Annotated in this window: 14 protein-coding genes; 6 read left to right on the top strand and 8 right to left on the bottom strand. The window is 63.7% G+C overall.

The features are described from left to right. The first annotated feature begins 134 nt into the window (after positions 1–134). On the top strand, positions 135–941 hold the full coding sequence (locus tag ACQR1W_RS12505; RefSeq protein WP_434851029.1) for an enoyl-CoA hydratase/isomerase family protein: 807 nt from the start codon (positions 135–137) through the stop codon (positions 939–941). Between the two features lie 50 nt (positions 942–991). Here the strand turns inward: ACQR1W_RS12505 and ACQR1W_RS12500 are convergent, their stop codons facing one another. The 3 genes from ACQR1W_RS12500 to ACQR1W_RS12490 all read right to left on the bottom strand — a co-directional run bounded on the left by ACQR1W_RS12500 (position 992) and on the right by ACQR1W_RS12490 (position 4,040). Then, positions 992–1,756 carry a VOC family protein gene (locus ACQR1W_RS12500; RefSeq protein ID WP_434851028.1) on the bottom strand — a complete coding sequence of 255 codons (765 nt, stop codon included), beginning with the start codon at positions 1,754–1,756 and terminating at the stop codon, positions 992–994. Positions 1,757–1,866: 110 nt separating this feature from the next. Further along, complete coding sequence (locus ACQR1W_RS12495) at positions 1,867–2,661, bottom strand: enoyl-CoA hydratase (RefSeq protein ID WP_434851027.1); 795 nt, start codon at positions 2,659–2,661, stop codon at positions 1,867–1,869. A 140-nt stretch (positions 2,662–2,801) separates the two neighbouring features. Beyond that, on the bottom strand, positions 2,802–4,040 hold the full coding sequence (locus ACQR1W_RS12490) for an ABC transporter substrate-binding protein (protein ID WP_434851026.1): 1,239 nt from the start codon (positions 4,038–4,040) through the stop codon (positions 2,802–2,804). A gap of 197 nt (positions 4,041–4,237) precedes the next feature. Here ACQR1W_RS12490 and ACQR1W_RS12485 point away from each other — a divergent pair, with 197 nt between their 5' ends. The 3 genes from ACQR1W_RS12485 to ACQR1W_RS12475 are packed head-to-tail and all read left to right on the top strand — an operon-like array spanning position 4,238 to position 6,838. Beyond that, positions 4,238–5,029, top strand: a complete 792-nt coding sequence (locus ACQR1W_RS12485) for a thermonuclease family protein (RefSeq protein WP_434851025.1) — start codon at positions 4,238–4,240, stop codon at positions 5,027–5,029. 55 nt (positions 5,030–5,084) lie between these two features. After that, positions 5,085–6,536, top strand: a complete 1,452-nt coding sequence (locus ACQR1W_RS12480) for a M48 family metalloprotease (protein WP_434851024.1) — start codon at positions 5,085–5,087, stop codon at positions 6,534–6,536. A gap of 17 nt (positions 6,537–6,553) precedes the next feature. After that, positions 6,554–6,838, top strand: coding sequence for a hypothetical protein (locus tag ACQR1W_RS12475; RefSeq protein WP_434851023.1), 285 nt, complete (start codon positions 6,554–6,556; stop codon positions 6,836–6,838). Positions 6,839–7,059: 221 nt separating this feature from the next. On the opposite strand, the gene ACQR1W_RS12470 is transcribed toward ACQR1W_RS12475, so the two are convergent. The 5 genes from ACQR1W_RS12470 to ACQR1W_RS12450 form a co-directional block, all read right to left on the bottom strand. After that, positions 7,060–7,911, bottom strand: a complete 852-nt coding sequence (locus ACQR1W_RS12470) for a CarD family transcriptional regulator (protein WP_434851022.1) — start codon at positions 7,909–7,911, stop codon at positions 7,060–7,062. A 490-nt stretch (positions 7,912–8,401) separates the two neighbouring features. Then, a complete protein-coding gene (fdxA, locus tag ACQR1W_RS12465) occupies positions 8,402–8,740 on the bottom strand; it encodes a ferredoxin FdxA (protein WP_008966714.1) in 339 nt (112 codons plus the stop codon). A 181-nt stretch (positions 8,741–8,921) separates the two neighbouring features. Beyond that, positions 8,922–9,248, bottom strand: coding sequence for an RNA-binding S4 domain-containing protein (locus ACQR1W_RS12460; protein ID WP_434851021.1), 327 nt, complete (start codon positions 9,246–9,248; stop codon positions 8,922–8,924). Continuing rightward, positions 9,245–12,856, bottom strand: coding sequence for a helicase-related protein (locus tag ACQR1W_RS12455; protein WP_434851020.1), 3,612 nt, complete (start codon positions 12,854–12,856; stop codon positions 9,245–9,247). The genes ACQR1W_RS12460 and ACQR1W_RS12455 overlap by 4 nt, the downstream gene beginning before the upstream one ends. A gap of 444 nt (positions 12,857–13,300) precedes the next feature. After that, positions 13,301–14,107: a DUF3108 domain-containing protein gene (locus tag ACQR1W_RS12450; RefSeq protein ID WP_434851019.1), complete on the bottom strand. Its 807-nt coding sequence runs from the start codon at positions 14,105–14,107 to the stop codon at positions 13,301–13,303. A gap of 679 nt (positions 14,108–14,786) precedes the next feature. Between ACQR1W_RS12450 and rpmB the strand changes: the two genes are divergently transcribed. Further along, positions 14,787–15,092, top strand: a complete 306-nt coding sequence (gene rpmB, locus ACQR1W_RS12445; protein WP_434851018.1) for a 50S ribosomal protein L28 — start codon at positions 14,787–14,789, stop codon at positions 15,090–15,092. Between the two features lie 444 nt (positions 15,093–15,536). Then, positions 15,537–16,358 (top strand): hypothetical protein, encoded by an 822-nt coding sequence (locus ACQR1W_RS12440; protein ID WP_434851017.1) that lies wholly within the window; start codon positions 15,537–15,539, stop codon positions 16,356–16,358. Positions 16,359–16,668: the final 310 nt, after the last annotated feature.

Genomic DNA, 16,668 nt, shown 5'->3' with positions numbered 1-16,668 from the left:
CGCACGGATGACAATCGAGAGAACCCCTCACCCGTCTCGCCGCCGCGTTCCGCGTCGGCGATCCACCCTCTCCCACAAGGGGAGAGGGTAACGGCGCAAGTGGCGCGACCGTGACCTATCAGGAGACCACAGACATGACCCACTTCACTGACATCGGCGTCGAGATCCACGGCCATGTCGGCCTGATCGAGATCAGGCGGCCGCCGCTCAACTTCTTCGACATTTCGCTGATCAACCAGATCGCGGATGCGCTCGAGGCATTCGATCGCGACATCGAGATCCGCGCCTCGGTGCTGGCAGCCCAGGGCAAGGCATTCTGCGCCGGCGCCAATTTCAACGATCCGGCGCGGCAGGCGCAGGAGGCCGGCGACAGCAGAGGCGACCCGGCTGACAGCCTGGGTCCGATCAACCATCTCTACATTCAGGCGGTGCGCATCTTCCGCTGCAAGAAGCCGACCGTCGCCGCCGTGCACGGCGCTGCAATCGGCGGCGGCCTCGGGCTCGCGGTGGCGGCGGATTTTCGCATCACCTGTCCCGAAGCGCGGTTTTCGGCCAACTTCACCAAGCTCGGCTTTCATCCTGGTTTCGGGCTCACCGTGACGTTGCCGGAGCTGATCGGCAAGAACAATGCGGAATTGATGTTCTACACCAGCCGACGCGTCACCGGCGAGCAGGCGTATCGCTGGGGTCTCGCCAATGAATGCGTGCCGCAAAACGAGGTGCGACCCACCGCAATGAGGCTCGCAGCAGAGATCGCCGAATGCGCGCCGCTCGGCCTGCTCTCGACCCGCGCCACCCTGCGCGCAGGCCTCGCCGACCGCGTGATGGCCGCAACCAATCACGAGCTCGCCGAACAGAGCCGGCTGCGCGCCACCGAGGATTTCAAGGAAGGTGTCAAGGCGACCGAGGAACGCCGGCCTGCGAATTTCAAGGGACGATGATTGCTTGGGGCGCCATCGCCGCCGGGCATTACGAGTAACTGATCAGCGGCTCACGTCGTGAGCGCGAATGCGACCCCAGCGATCAGGAAGCTGCCTCCTGAGACCGCGTAGCCGCGGGCGCGCGCTGACACGCAGACCTGCGCGACATCGGTGACGCGAAACGTCAGCCCGCTCATGATCTCAGCCACACCGGCCACGAAGCGGATGCGGCAATTGGGCAATTCCAGAATCGGCGCCTGATCGGCATCGATCGTCGGCGCGATCTCGAGGATCTTGCCCCAATGCGCGGCCAGCTCCGCCGGATCGGGGCTCTGCAGCTCAATCTCAGTCAACGCCTGCGTCACGTCCTTGCGGATCGCCCGCTGCCAATCCGGCCCTGCCGGCGGATAAGGGCCAAGGACGTCGTCGCTGCCCGTGGTGTGGTTGAGCTCGATGAAAGCGGCGCGGCAGTCGCGCGGATGCAGCTGCACGCCGTGATAGGGCGGATGATCGATCACATTCGCCGTGCGCACGCCGAGGGCATTGGCGCGCGCCCCGCGCGCATCCGGATCGTCGCAAGCGAAAATCGCCATGTAGCCACCACGGCCGTCGGTCTTCTCCAGGAAGCGCCCCGCCGCCGTACCTTCACGGGTCGGTGCCACCACCTCCAGCAGGATCGTATCGACCGGCAGCAGCGCATTCTCCAGGCCGTATTTGTCGACATGCGGATCGCGATAGCAGACTTCGAGCCCCATGATCGCAGCGATGTCGGAGACCACAGGCTCGAGCTGCGGCGCGACCAGGCAGATCTGGCGGAGATGCAGATGGCCGCTCATGATCAACTCCTTCACCAACGGCATGGACCTCAAGCGCATCCGCGGACACAAGACCTCATCCCGAGGAGCATGCGCAAGCGACGCGTCTCGAAGCATGGGCGCCAGGTCAACTACGTCCCCTGAAACACCGGCGCGCGCTTTTCGACAAAGGCCTTTGCCGCCTCCATGTGATCGGCGGTCTCGCTGCAGCGGGAATGATGCATCGCCTCCGCATCGAAGCAGGCCTCGAGCGACAGCGCCTCGGCATTGTTGATGTTGCGCTTGATGTAGCCGAGCGTCACGGTCGGCCCGTGCGCCAAAGACATCGCGAGCTCACGTGCGGCGGCCTCGACCTCTGCGTCCGGCACCACCTTCGTCACCATCCCGAGTGCGTAAGCTTCCTGCGCGCTCAGCAGCGGCGAGGTCAGATACAACTCGCGCGCCTTGGCGCTGCCGAGCAGCTGGGTCAAAAAATAGGTGCCGCCGAAATCGCCCGACAATCCGACCTTGGCAAAGGCGGTGGTGATCTTGGCGGATTCGCCGGCGACACGGAGATCGCAGGCGAGCGCGATCGACAGTCCGGCGCCTGCGGCGGCGCCATCGATCTGCGCCACCACCGGCTTCGGCACCTGGTGCAGCAGCCGCGACACCTCCATCCGGTCACGCAGCGTCGCGACCTTGGTCTCGAAGGGCGGGGGCATCTTGCCTTCGGCCATCGCCTTGACGTCGCCGCCGACGCAGAAGGTGCCGCCCGCGCCCTTGATCAGCACCGCACGAACCTCGGGGTCATCGACGGCGCGGCGTGCTGCTGCAACGAGCCCAGTCGTCATCGCCGTGTTCAGCGCATTGCGCCGCTCGGGACGGTTCATCGTGATCGTGAGCAGGCCGGATTCGAGGTGCTGCAGGACGGTGTCGTTGGTGATCATGGGAGAAGCCTTGTCTTGCGGACTGCGCCTTTTTCGTCATTCCGGGGCGACGCGTTAGCGTCGAACCCGGAATCTCGAGATGACGGACTCAGATCGAGGTTCCGGGTTCGATGCTTCGCATCGCCCCGGAACGACTGTGCTTAATGCTTCACCAGCGGGCAACGTGACATCTCAAGCGGCTGGAATGCCTCGTTGCCCGGCACGGTCGCGAGCAGCTTGTAGTCGTCGGAGCGTCCCTTCGATTCGGACGGCTTCTTGACCTCGAACAGATACATGTCGTGCACCATGCGGCCGTCCTCGCGGATCCGACCATTCTTGGCGAACATGTCGTTGATCGGGGTCGCCCTCATCACCTTCATGACGGCGTCGGGATCAGTGGTGCCGGCGGTCTTCACCGCATTCAAATAATGCGTTACTGAGGAGTACACGCCGGCCTGCGCCGAGGTCGGCACGCGCTTGGTGCGCGCCATGAATCGCTTGGTGAAGGCGCGGGTCTCGTCATTGAGGTCCCAATAGAACGCCTCCGCTAGCAACAGCCCCTGCGCGGTCTCGAGCCCGACGCTGTCGATGTCGGAGACGAAAGCGAGCAGTGGCGACAGCCTCTGGCCGCTCTTGGTGAGGCCGAATTCGGCCGCCTGTTTGATCGCATTGATGGTGTCGCCGCCAGCGTTCGCGAGCCCGATCACCTTGGCCTTGGAGGCCTGCGCCTGCAGCAGGAAGGAGGAGAAATCCGACGTATTGAGCGGATGGCGCACGCTGCCGAGCACCTTGCCGCCGGACTTCACGACCACATTGGTCGTGTCCTTCTCCAGGTCCTGGCCGAAGGCATAGTCAGCCGTGAGGAAGAACCAGGTGTCGAGGCCCGACCTCACCGCGGCAAGCCCGGTCGTGTTGGCCTGCGCGTAGGTGTCGAACACGTAGTGAACCGTGTAGGGACCGCAGGCCTCGTTGGAGAGGCGCACCGAGCCCGGACCGTTGAAGATGATGATCTTGTTGCGGGCCTTGGCGATCTCGCCGGCCGCGAGCGCGGTGGCCGACGCCGCGACGTCGTAGATCATCTCGACGCCCTGATTGTCGATCATGTCACGGGCAATGTTGGCGGCAAGGTCGGCCTTGTTGAGATGGTCGGCCGCAAGCACCTCGATCTTGCGCCCCAGCACCTCGCCGCCAAAATCCTCCACCGCCATCTTGGCTGCGGTCTCGGAGCCGGGCCCGGTGATGTCGGCATAGAGGCTCGACATGTCGAGGATGCCGCCGATCTTCAGCGGTGGCTGGCTCTGCGCCACCGCGCCGCCCGATGTCAGCGTCAGGATGGCTGCGAGCGCAACCAGTGGCACCAACGCGCCGGACAACGTTGCGCGGGACAATATGCGCGTCATTGAAATGACCTCCCTGATGGAGCCGCCGTCATTGCAGCGGTCCTTATTGTTTGGTCGCATCATGCCGCAGCGCCTGCCGAGCAGCAAGGGCAGCGCCGAAGCGCGCGCAAATCACCGTGTCGTGCCGTTTTTCCGTTCGATGGAATGGATGAAGTGTGTGATGATGATTGCATTCGAATCTCTTGGCGGCTGCAGACATGCCGAGCACGCAACGCGTGTTAGATATACTTATTACAACCATTCTCGCTGTCGCTGCGCCGACGGCAGTTGGTGCAGCGCCTTGCGCGTTCGCAGAACAGGGTGACGGCCGCGCGACCGAGGTCGTGGACGGTCGCAGCTTCCGTCTCGCCGACGGTCGCGAGATCAGGTTGGTCGGCATCGAGCCTGCGAGCGTGGATGGTGGGACCACACCAGCCAATGCATTGGCTGAGCTGGTGCGTGGCCGTGACGTCGTCTTGCGCGGGACCGATGACGCGCCCGACCGCTACGGGCGACAAAGCGCCTTCGTGTTCTTTGCGGATTCCGATGTGCTGGTGCAGCACGAGCTTCTCGCGCGGGGTGAAGCACTCCTGGCCGCCGACGTCACCGACAAGGATTGCGCGGCGACTCTCGCTGCGGCAGAATCCGAGGCGCGTTCCGCCCGTCGTGGAATCTGGTCGAGCACGACGGTCATAAAAAGCGCAGAAAGTCCAGCCGATATTTTGACTGGGATTGGGCGATTTACTGTTGTCGAAGGGAAGGTGTTGTCCGTACGACAGGCGGGCACAACAACCTATCTCAACTTCGCACGTAACTGGACACGGGGCTTCGCTGTGACTATTTCAAGGCGTGTGCTGCCGGCCTTCGAAGCGGCCGGGCTCACCATGAAATCATTGGAACAACGACGGATTCGGGTGCGTGGCTGGGTGGAGGCGCGTCCCGGATCGAATTCGGGGCCGCGAATCGATGTGGCCAAGGTGGCCCAAATCGAAATCTTGAGCAGCAACTGACGTAAGGTACGCGAGTAGCCAGGTGAACGGGTTTGCGAAACGGCACGGAACAGCGATGAGCGGTGGCCTTCGGGTCGCGTCCGCTTTGCTGTGTCTCGGCTTCGCCCTTGCCGGCTGCAGCGACATGGGCAAGCTGCAGCAAGCGACAGCGCCGACACCCACGCCGCGACCGAAGCCGGCCATAGTCCAGGCCACGCCCGCAAGCGATCGCGAGCACGAAAGGATACTTGCAACCTACGGCGGTGCATACGACGACCCGCAGCTCGAAGCGCTGATCGGCAAGATCGTCGACCGGCTGGTGGCCGCGTCCGATCGCCCGGACCAGGGCTACAAGGTGACGATTCTCAACTCGGGCGCCGTCAACGCCTTCGCCTTGCCGACGGGCCAGCTCTACGTGACGCGCGGCCTGATCGCGCTTGCCAATGACACCTCGGAGCTCTCCTCGGTGCTCAGCCACGAGATGGCGCATGTGCTGGCCCGGCACGCGGCGATCCGCGAGGATCAGGCGCGCCAGGTCGCTGTGGTGGCGCGGGTGGGCTCCGACGACCCGGATCTGACTGCGCTTGCATTGGCCAAGACCAAGCTGACGATGGCGAGCTTCTCGCGTGCCCAGGAGTTCGAGGCCGACGGTATCGGCGTCGGGATTTCGGCGAAGGCGCATTTCGATCCCTACGGCGCGGCGCGGTTTCTCAACTCGATGGAGCGCAATGCGGAGCTGAAGGCGGGAAAGGCCGGGCTTGATCCGCGGGCCCAGGACTTCCTGTCCTCGCATCCGGCCACGCCGGAGCGGGTGCAGAACGCGGCGGCCGCTGCCAAGCAATATGCCTCCGCCGAGCCCAAGGAGCACGACCGCGAGACCTATCTGTCGGCGATCGACAACATCGTCTATGGCGAAGACCCGAGCGAGGGCTTCGTGCGCGGACGGCGCTTCCTGCACCCGAAGCTCGGCTTCACCTTCCAGGCCCCGGAGAACTTCACGCTCGACAACACCGCGCAGGCGGTGATTGGCGTGCGCGAAGGCGGCGCCCAGGCGATGCGCTTCGACGTGGTCCGGGTGCCGGCCGAGCAGACGCTGGGGGACTATCTGAACTCGGGCTGGATGGAGAATGTCGACAAGTCCTCCACCGAGGAGCTCACGATCAACGGTTTCCCGGCGGCTTCGACCACGGCGAGCGGCGATCCCTGGCAGTTCAAGGTCTACGCGCTACGCGTGGGAAGCGACGTCTATCGCTTCATCTTCGCCATGCGCCAGAAGACCACGGAGAGCGAGCGCAACGCGCGCGAGACCGTCAACTCGTTCCGCCGGCTGAGCCTGGATGAGATCCAGTCGGCACGGCCGTTGCGCATCAAGGTCATCACGGTGCAGCCGGGCGACACCGTGGAGTCGCTGGCGGCGCACCGCATGGCCGGTCTCGACCATCCGGTCGAGCGTTTCCGTGTGCTCAACGGGCTCGATGCCCATACCCAGGTCAAGGTGCGCGACCGCGTGAAGATCGTGATGGAGTGACGCGAAGGACAAGGCCAATGGAGCAACCAGACACTCCCGTCATTGCCATGGCATGGTACCGGCCGGAGGAATGGGCTGATCTCAGGCGCCTTTGCCCCGACCTCGATGACACCTATGAGGAATGGCTCGCCCAAGCGGAAGCTGCGATCGAGGAGCTCGGCGGTTCGCTCAACATGCAGATCGTAAAGACTCTCTTGACCGCTGACGAACTCCGACGATGGAAACGGGCCACCGGACGCGAGGTCACCGGAAAAATTCGTAGCCAGCTCGCGGTAAAGGCGGCCAAACGCCAATCGCCCTAGTCCTTGATCGCTGTTAGCGTGGCGGACGTGCTGTGGCTTCGCCAACCTGCCTACGGCATCGGAATAGCGGACACGCAAGAGTTCTGCGCCGACTTCCGGGCCTGCACTATGTCGGGTGTGCTTTGGTGGGCCGGCTATTGCCCACACCAGTTGAGCGCATTCCCAAACAAAAAGCCCGGCCGCTGGGGCCGGGCTTTCGTATTCAAACGAACGAATGAGCGTTACGCCGCCTCGTCGGCGACCGCAGTGTCATCGCCGTCGATATCATCGATATCGCCCTCGGCGTCGGCCTCGCCCTCGGCAGCCGCATCGGCCTCGGTCTTGGCGCCGCGGCGCGGGCTCTTGGCGAGCTGGCCCTCGATCTCCTTGACCGCTTCGGTCTCGGTCGAATGCTGCACCACCGCGATCTCGCGCGACAGCCGGTCGAGCGCCGCTTCATAGAGCTGGCGTTCGCTGTAGGACTGCTCGGGCTGCGACTCCGAACGATAGAGATCGCGAACGACTTCGGCGATCGCGACGATGTCGCCGGAATTGATCTTCGCTTCATACTCCTGGGCGCGGCGCGACCACATCGTGCGCTTGACGCGCGCGCGGCCCTTCAAGGTCTCCAGCGCCCTCTTGACCAGCGCCGGATCCGACAGCTTGCGCATGCCGACATTGGCGACCTTGGCGGTCGGAACGCGCAGGGTCATCTTGTCCTTGATGAAATTGATGACGAAGAGTTCGAGCTTGGCGCCCGCAATTTCCTGCTCCTCGATCGCCAGGATCTGGCCGACGCCATGCGCTGGATAGACCACGAATTCGTTGGTCTTGAAGCCCTGGCGCTGGGTCGGCAGCTTCTTCTCCTCGACGCGCGGCGCCGCAGCAGGGGCCGCAGGCGCAGCGGCCGGCTTGACTGCCGCGGTCTTTGCCGGGGCAGGCGCAGCGGCGGCCTTAGGGGCAGCAGCGGGCTTCGGAGCAGCAGCAGGCTTGGCAGCAACTTTCGCGGCAGACGTCTTCACGGCAGCGGTATTTACGGAAGAGGCCTTGGCAGCAGTAGCTTTCGCGGCAGTCTTGGCAGTCTTGTCAGGCATTGCGCTTCTTTTGTTCTTCGAGGATTTGGCAGCCGAAGCCTTTGCGGCAGCCCGAACTTCCCTTGCAGGAGCCCGAACACGGCCTTTGGGAACGCTGCGGCTGGCCGCGGCGGGCTTTTTGGTACTCTTGGAAGCACTCTTTTTACGCGTTTTCTGTGACACAGCCTGCGCGCGGAACTGCCACGCCCCTGTTTGATGTTGCGGGAACCTAAAAGGGCGGCCAAGAATACGCATGGCCGGGTTCGGCTTGAGAATGTGCCATATATAGCACATTTCCCGCAAATATCAATGATTTAGAGGTGGGGATGGCGGTATTGTGACGGTTCCACGTGGTTAGGGTTAAGTGGCGAGGCGCCCGGCCCAGACAATTGCACCGTTCGGCCGTCGCGATCCTGTGTTACATCGTTGTTTCCGCGTAATGATTTCGTAACCATTCACCCGCCCCGCAACGGGTGCCAGCTGCGACATCCACGGTCAAGAGCAGGCGGGGCTAATCCCCAGCCCCCGGGTTCGACGAAAAATATTTTTCGAACTTGCCGTCCTCGCCATCGTGCTCCTTGGCGTCGGCGGGCGGGTCCTTTTTCTGGGTGATGTTGGGCCACGCCTTGGCATATTCGGCGTTCACCTCCAGCCACTTTTCCAGCCCCGGCTCGGTGTCCGGCTTGATGGCGTCAGCCGGGCATTCGGGTTCGCAGACGCCGCAATCGATGCATTCGTCGGGATGAATGACCAGCATGTTCTCGCCCTCGTAGAAGCAGTCTACCGGGCAGACCTCAACGCAATCGGTATACTTGCATTTGATGCAGGCTTCAGTGACGACGTAAGTCATCCAACGCTCCGGAACGGTCTAAAAATCGGCTGGCCTGCACTAGCGCAGGACGTGATGTGCCGCAAGTGAACGGGACGAAGAACTGAATAGCGCCTATCGTCCGGTCAACCTGACTGCTGTGCGAGCGGAGCTCTGACCTCGGGTCCGATCTCCGGTATGCAGGTCGCCGGCCATATCGGCCTCACGAGCTACCTTCCAGATCGACATAGAGCACGCGCGCGGACGCCGCGTCGCCACGCCGCTCGGCAAAGGCCACCACCTTCAACACGCGGACGCTGCGGTCGAGCGCGATGGTAAGTACGTCGCCCGGCTTGACGCCGTGCCCTGGCGAGGTCTCGCGAACGCCGTTGACGCGGACGTGGCCGGATATCACCAGCGCCGCCGCGCTCGAGCGGGCCTTCACCACGCGCGCATGCCACAACCATTTGTCGAGCCGCTGGCGCTGTGACGGAGTTTCCGACGTCGGCGTTGTCCTCCTCGCGAGCGCGCCGGGAACGGTACGCGTCAATCCTTCCGATTGTTCGCCGTGAGCTGCTCTTTCAGCGCGGCGAGCTTGGCAAAGGGCGAGTTCGGATCGATCGGCCGGTCGCGATCGCGCGAGCCGGAGCTCGAGGCGTAAGGTCGCAGCGCCGGGCCACTGTCACGCTTGTCGCGACCGCCCTTGCCGAAGTCGCGGCCCTCACGGCCGCCCCGTCCCTCGCGGTCGCCGCCGAACTTGCCGCCCTTGCGGTCGCGATCCCGGCCCTTGGCCTCTTGATCGCGGCGCGGACCGCGGTCCTCGCGCGCCTGGGCGCCTTCGCCCTGCGGCTGTTGAGCTCCTGCCCCCTCGCGCGGCGGGCCCTTGCGAAAGTCCTTGCCGAACTCCTTCACCCGATCGCGGCGGCCGTGACCTTGCCCATGGCCGCCATGGCGGTGACGCTCACCCCGTGGCTCGCCCTCGGCCGGGGTCGCCGCACCCGCGCCTTGCTCGCCGGCAGCCTGCTGGGGGCGGTCCTGATGCGGGCGATGATGCCGATGGCGCTGATGTTCGTGCCGCGGGCGGCGCTCCTCGGAGCGGCCGCCAGGACGCCAGACCTCGACCAGCTGCGGCTCAGCGGCAGCGGACGCAGCCGCCGCCACAATATCTGCCTCTGCGCTGGCGGCTTCCGTGCTCGCAGCTTCCGTTTCAGCCGGCACGGCCTCGGGCAGCTCGGCCTGGGCCGCATCCGCGGGCTCCGGTGCGACGGCGACGGCCTCCGCCACGGGCGGCTCCGACGCCGGGGCCGGCTCTTCTGCAGGCCGCGGCGCGAATTCGATGGTCGGCAAGGACGCGGCGGTTGCGACCGGCGGCGCCTCTTCGATGGTCTCGACCGTCTCCGGCACGGCTGCGACCTGTTCGACCACCGGCGTTACCGCAGCTTCTGCCACCGTTGGCACAGCCTCGACCGGGGCTTCGGCAGGGGTCTCAATGGGGGTCTCAATGCCCGCCTCAGACGTGGTCTCCAGCGAGGCCTCGGCGGGCACGGCGTCAGGTGCCTCGGCCGGCGCGGCCTCAGCGGCCGTGTCTTCAGCGACTGCGGCTTCAGCGACTGCGGCTTCAGCGGCCGCGTCTTGGGATTGGGCTTGGGCTGGCGCCTCCACCGGCTTCGGCGGCAACGGCGGACGCTTCTCCATGCGGTAGCCGAGCGCACGCAGGATCGACGCGAAATCCTCGCCGGCCGAGCCGGTGAGCGAGGTCATCGCCTGGGTCACGACGAAGCCGCGGCCGTCGAACGCGCCGGCCGGCTTCTCGCCGGGAGCGTTCTCACGCCAGGCCAGCGCCGGGCGAATCAGGTCGGCCAGGCGTTCGAGGATGTCGACGCGCACGGCGCGCTCGCCGCATTGGCGATAGCCGAGCACGCGATAGGCATCCCGCGGCAGGGTCTTGTCGACCGGAAACGAGGTGCGGCCCGAGCTCGCCAGATGCTGCGCGCCCGTCAGCGCGGACATGTCGACATTGCCCTGCTTCTCGGCCCACAGCAGCGCCGCGAGCGCGCGCGCGGCGGGCTTGAGCAGCGCCGGGACGTAGATGTGGTAGGCGCCGAAGCGGACGCCGTATTTGCGCAAGGTGGCGCGCGAGGGCTGATCGAGATCCTTCATCTCGTTGGCGATCTTCGCCCGCTCGATCACGCCGAGCGCCTCGACCAGCTGGAAGGCGATGCCCCGCGCAATGCCGGTGATGTCCTCGGCCTTGGACAGTTCGAACAGCGGCCCGAGCAGCTTTTCGATATGGGTCTTCAGCCACAGGTCGAGCCGGGCCTGGACCTTGTCGCGCGCCGCCCCCGTGAGCCGCTCGTCGGCGATGATCCGCAGCCGCGGATGCAAGGCGTCCTCGGTCGCAACGAGCTTGGCGACCGCATCGCCGGTCCAGCGGATGGTGCCATCGGCGGTGAGCACGAAATGCTCGTCCGGCGCGTTGGACAGTTTTTCGGCACGCGCCTCGATCTCGCCGGCCAGGGCTTTCTGGGCCGCGGCCTGCAGGGCCTTGGCCTCGGAGCCGGCCTCGGCGGCGTCGGGCGCGAAGGTGAATCCATCCAGCCGGCCGATCGCGTGCCCTTCGACGATCACTTCGCCAGTCTTGCCGATTTCCGTATTCAAAACACTGTTCTCCCGCAGGCGCCGCATCAATACACTGGTACGACGATCAACGAAACGCTCCGTGAGCCGTTCATGCAGGGCGTCTGACAATTTATTTTCAACGTCGCGGGTAATCCCCTGCCAATGATCGGGATCGGCCAGCCAATCCGGCCGGTTGGCGACGAAGGTCCAGGTGCGAATTTGTGCAATCCGCCCGGACAGCGTGTCGATATCGCCGTCGATGCGATCAGCCTGATCGACCTGCGCAGCATACCAGGCATCCGGAATGCGCCCTTTCTGCATCAGGAAGCCGAACACCGTGGTCACAAGCTCGGCATGCGCGGCCGGCGACAGCTTCCGGTAATCCGGGATCTGGCAGGCCTCCCATAGCCGTTCGACCGCGGCAGGACCATGCGCCATATCGCGTACCTCGGCGTCGCGTGCGGCATGATCGAGCACGCGCAAATCTTCGGCAATCGGCGCCCGGGTCAGGGCCTCATGCGCAGGCGGCAGCGCCAGCGACACCTGCAGGGCGCTGACGCTTGCGAAATCCAGCCGCGCATTGCGCCATTGCAGCATCTTCACGGAATCGAAGGTGTGGTTCTGCAGCGCATTGACGAGCTCGGGCTCGAACGGGGCACAACGTCCGGTGGTGCCAAAGGTGCCGTTGCGCGTGGCGCGCCCGGCTCTCCCTGCGATCTGGGCAAATTCCGCCGGGGTCAGCCGCCGGAACTGATAACCATCATATTTGCGGTCGGAGGCGAAGGCGACGTGATCCACATCGAGATTGAGGCCCATGCCGATCGCGTCGGTGGCGACCAGGTAGTCGACATCGCCGTTCTGGAACATCGCCACCTGCGCGTTGCGCGTGCGCGGAGATAACGATCCCAGCACCACCGCCGCGCCGCCATGCTGCCGGCGGATCAGTTCGGCGATCGCGTAGACCTCGTCAGCCGAGAAGGCGACGATCGCGGTCCGCCGCGGCTGCCGCGTGATCTTGCGGTCGCCGGCGAATTCGAGCTGCGACAGCCGCGGTCGCGTCACCAGCGATGCGCCCGGCAACAGCCGCTCGATGATCGGCCGCATCGTCGCCGCGCCCAGCAACAACGTCTCGTCGCGACCGCGGCGGTTGAGAATGCGGTCGGTGAAGACGTGGCCGCGCTCGAGATCGGCGGCGATCTGGACCTCGTCGACCGCGAGGAACGAGACGTCGAGGTCGCGCGGCATGGCCTCGACGGTCGAGACCCAGTAGCGCGGATTTTTCGGCTTGATCTTCTCTTCGCCGGTGATCAGCGCCACCAGTTCGGTGCCGACGCGATCGACGATCTTGTTGTAGACCTCGCGCGCGAGCAGGCGCAGCGGCAAACCGATGATGCCGCTGGAATGCGCGAGCATGCGCTCGATCGCAAGATGAGTCTTGCCGGTGTTGGTCGGACCAAGCACGGCGGTGACGCCGGAGCCGGCAGCACGATCAGGCGTGCGCTCGAAGGGCGAGGCAGCCGAAGAGGACGAGAAAGCCATTCGTTAATTTAAGTCTTTGCCGGCGAGAGGCGCGTGCGAGCCGTGACGCGCGATGGAACCACATTTTGAAGCTGTTTCAGGAGGTCGCGACCTCGCTCATCTGTCTCACTTTGCAACGCATATAGTGCCGCGCCTTAAGCTTCGGAACGCCTTGAGAACGAATCACGCCCGAATCGGTGACTCCTGTGTCTTTCCGGCTTCGTTCACGCAACATCTCGCGCCTGACGCCAGGGAGTGCACTAGATCAAGTTTTACGGACGATCACAAGCAACCGTTTTGCGACGGATTCGGCGCAGGCGACGCGGGCGCTAAGTCGAATCAGATTCGAGCCGGAGTCAAACGGATTCATGCGCTGACCTGCCTCGTCATTCCGGGGCCGCGCGCGTCAGCGCGACCTCGGAAACCAGATGTGGAGAGCGAACAGCGGCTGCGGGCTCGCCAGCCCTACTGCGTCTTCGCCACGTGCGGCGGAGTCGCCTGCGTCACGAAGCTGGTCGCCTGCAGCACGCCGGTTCCGAACGGGGTCGGGATCACCAGCTTGAACGGCACCAGGACGCGCGTGCCGGCGATCGGCACGAAATAGATCTCGAGGTTGCGCGCGTTCGCCAGATACTTGATCACGGGCCTGTCCGGAATATAGCCGGCCACAGGCGTGAAATAGATGGCGCAGACCAAGGCCGGCCCGCGATAGCCCTTATCGGCCTTCACGTTCTCCATGCGCTTGAAATCGAGCTTGAGCTCGTAGCGCATGCGGCCATCGAACACCGGCGCGCCGGCGTGGCAGGCTTCCGGGGTGAGCAGCTCGCCATTGCCGGGAACGCGCAACAGCGACGCCGTCATCGGATCGTAGACGCCGTGCTTATGCGCCTCGGTCACCGGGATCCGGTCGGGATCCACCGGCGGCGTCGGATCGATGCCGAACTCCTTCACATTGCCGTTGGCAAGCGTGATGTGGATCTGCTCGGACTTCTTGCCGGCTGTCGTCGAGGCCTGGTAGCTCTGGCCGACCAGCGCGCCGTTGACGATACGCCCCTGGGCGGAGCCCTGCCCCGAGCCTTGCGAAAAGCTCTTCAGGAGCCCCGCGGTGCCGCCTTGCGCGGCCGCACCGTATTGGTCGTCGCCGATCTCGATGGCCCAGGTGCCCTTGCCGATCGGAATGCCGGCGAGTGTCGCCTCATATTCGGCATCGAGCCGGCCCTGGGCATCGGCTCGCGGGACCGCGGTGAGCAGCGCCACGGTCAGCGCAAGCATCCCAGCTGCGCGAAGCGCAAACCGGGAGCCAAGGGCGCGGCCACAGGCGGGCGCGACGTTCGGGTGGGCTATGCTATGAGTCACGTCTAAGGGCCGATCCTGCCAAAACCGCCTGTGCGCGCAATTGCGCGATCGCCTTGTTACTTAAGTCAAAAAAACTGCGGTACAACGCAACTGGTCCATCAATGGCGGCTTTTCCCGCGCTTTGAGCCTTGCTCGGCTCGGAAAGCGCCCGCTGGGGCCGAGCCGGCCCGGTCATCGCCAGCCGGCGGTGCCGCGTGGTCCGGTCGAAGGCGCCGAAGGTCGCCCGACGGTCGCGGCACCGGAGTATCCTGGCGCTCCGATTGCGCCGTTTATATGATGGCGAGCGGATAGCTATGGCCTTGATCCGGCAAGGCCTTTTCGGGTCAGAAGCGCGCCCGGGCAACCGGTCAGCCTGCCCTGCACCCCGTTCCCGCTGCCGCCTGCGGGACCGGACGAGCGCCGCTCGCCCCAAAGCGGCGGGAGGTCAGCCGGCGCCCCCGCATGCGCCGGCAGAGGCGGCCTTCAAAAACTTGACGTATTCGCCCATGCCCCCTATACGTCCGCGTCTCCCAGAGAGAACTGGACGAGTTTTGGACCCCCGCGCCGCCCGCCTGATGCGGCCTATGGGTGCGGGGATGGAAGAGGATTTGCAACAATGTCGCGGCGCTGTGAACTGACGGCCAAGGGCCCCCAGGTCGGCCACAAGGTGAGCCACTCCAACATCAAGACCAAGCGGCGCTTCCTGCCGAACCTGTGCAACGTGACCTTCATCTCGGATGCACTCGGCCGCAACGTGCGCCTGCGCGTCTCGACCAACGCGATCAAGAGCGTCGATCACAATGGCGGCCTCGACGCCTATCTGCTCAAGGCCAACGCGGCCGCGCTGTCGCCGCGCGCGCTGGAGCTGAAGCGCCAGATCGAGAAGAAGGCCGCCGAGGCTCCCGCCGCCAAGGCGAGCTGAGAAAGCGAGCTGAGGACGGCACTCGCTGCTTTGTGGCCAGCGAGGCCGCTCGCTCGGGGCAATACATAAAGGCCGGGTCGAGCGACCCGGCTTTTTTGTTTGGGATGGGCTACACATCCGTTACCAGCAGCTGGACCCGCGAATTTAGAACTGCACATTCAAGACTAACAACCACGAGACGAAACGCGAGAAAATGCGATGACGTCTACGATAGTGATGCCTTACACGCGTATCGCCGCTTGGAGCGTCCGGGGCGGGATCAGCCTTCCGACGCATTTCGAAGCAGGAGAACTGTACCGATCCGATCGGTGCTCATTTATACTTACGAATACGCCCGATACATATCTAGAGAAAGCCGATATTGGCTCGTCAATCGCGGCTATTGCGCTAAACACCATCTTCTGCAGAGACGGGAAGGACTTCGACGAGGCGCTGACGAAGTCCATGAATGAGATTCGTTCGATGCGCCAAGAAACTATCCGATCAAATCCAGTGTTGATTGCGGAAGGATATGGAGAAGCCCGCGTTTCGATCGATAAATCAGCAACAACGGATAGATTTATTGTAGCCCTCGATGGGGTCGACAAAGCAGCGCTCAAACAAAAACACGCGGACGAATTTGAGAGCATGAGATTGGCGCTTAGCCTTGAGGGTAAAGCGCCAGCGAATTTCGTTCAAGTAGCAGACCAAGTGTATTTCAGGCATCCTAGTGGGCGCGACGTCTACAGCTTTTCCGTATCGATGAATGGCCGCGTTTATCTATCTAAAAGCCTCTCAACCGAAGGTGTGACGGATATTCAGTCGAGGTTTCTCGCTCTTCAAGTCGACAAGAGTTTGAGCGCTGTCAAGCGCCTCTCTTCGCGAATGACTGAACACGAGAGGGATCCACTTCGAGCCTTCTTGTTCGGATGGTCGGCGCTAGAAATCTTAATAGCCAAATGCTTTTCGAGATATGAGCAGCAGTTTATGTCACCCTTAGCCGACGGCCCACAGACAGTGTTGAGAGGGAAGTTTCTTTTTCGGGTGCGAGATGTCATGAAGGACAAGTACCGGTTATCCGACAAATTCCATTGCGTAAGTTCTATACTATTTGCTCACTCATCTGAAGATGACGTAAGGGCAGATGTTGAGCAGTTTCAGAAAATAAAGAAGATGCGTGACACGATGCTTCACGGCGAAGAATACGACGAAAATGGACTTCCTATAGAGGAATTGGCTTCGCTGCTGCAAAAATACACAACTGCGTATTTAGATGCGAAACCATAGCCCCAGTCGCTCTGGTTCGAATTTCGGGTTCTAGACCTATCGGGTATATGCTCTTTTTTTCACGTCGGAGCTTGGCCGATTTTCTAGACCGACCCCTCCGCACTGGTGACCGCTGCGTCTCCCAAGATCTTAGCTACTGCGGAGTATCCGCCGCTTCCGCGCGCAACAATCTGATTAAAGCGGCTCTTGTACTTTTCACAGCGCGAGAGTTCCGCGAGCATAGGTGAATCGCTAACGGCCCCAGTTCGGCAATTCCTGCCTGCTGGAAGAAGTGTCACAAAACCCTATCTCCCAAAGCGTCACAGGATGG

Source organism: Bradyrhizobium sp. HKCCYLS1011, assembly GCF_051167795.1.
In the GTDB taxonomy this organism is placed as follows: Bacteria; Pseudomonadota; Alphaproteobacteria; order Rhizobiales; family Xanthobacteraceae; genus Bradyrhizobium.
This window is presented reverse-complemented; position numbering and strand designations above follow the sequence as displayed.

Coding starts and splice junctions, on each gene's coding strand:
- ACQR1W_RS12505 (WP_434851029.1), top strand. CDS start 135: ATGACCCACTTCACTGACATCGGCGTCGAGATCCACGGCCATGTCGGC.
- ACQR1W_RS12500 (WP_434851028.1), bottom strand. CDS start 1,756: ATGAGCGGCCATCTGCATCTCCGCCAGATCTGCCTGGTCGCGCCGCAG.
- ACQR1W_RS12495 (WP_434851027.1), bottom strand. CDS start 2,661: ATGATCACCAACGACACCGTCCTGCAGCACCTCGAATCCGGCCTGCTC.
- ACQR1W_RS12490 (WP_434851026.1), bottom strand. CDS start 4,040: ATGACGCGCATATTGTCCCGCGCAACGTTGTCCGGCGCGTTGGTGCCA.
- ACQR1W_RS12485 (WP_434851025.1), top strand. CDS start 4,238: ATGCCGAGCACGCAACGCGTGTTAGATATACTTATTACAACCATTCTC.
- ACQR1W_RS12480 (WP_434851024.1), top strand. CDS start 5,085: ATGAGCGGTGGCCTTCGGGTCGCGTCCGCTTTGCTGTGTCTCGGCTTC.
- ACQR1W_RS12475 (WP_434851023.1), top strand. CDS start 6,554: ATGGAGCAACCAGACACTCCCGTCATTGCCATGGCATGGTACCGGCCG.
- ACQR1W_RS12470 (WP_434851022.1), bottom strand. CDS start 7,911: ATGCCTGACAAGACTGCCAAGACTGCCGCGAAAGCTACTGCTGCCAAG.
- fdxA (WP_008966714.1), bottom strand. CDS start 8,740: ATGACTTACGTCGTCACTGAAGCCTGCATCAAATGCAAGTATACCGAT.
- ACQR1W_RS12455 (WP_434851020.1), bottom strand. CDS start 12,856: ATGGCTTTCTCGTCCTCTTCGGCTGCCTCGCCCTTCGAGCGCACGCCT.
- ACQR1W_RS12450 (WP_434851019.1), bottom strand. CDS start 14,107: ATGCTTGCGCTGACCGTGGCGCTGCTCACCGCGGTCCCGCGAGCCGAT.
- rpmB (WP_434851018.1), top strand. CDS start 14,787: ATGTCGCGGCGCTGTGAACTGACGGCCAAGGGCCCCCAGGTCGGCCAC.
- ACQR1W_RS12440 (WP_434851017.1), top strand. CDS start 15,537: ATGAATGAGATTCGTTCGATGCGCCAAGAAACTATCCGATCAAATCCA.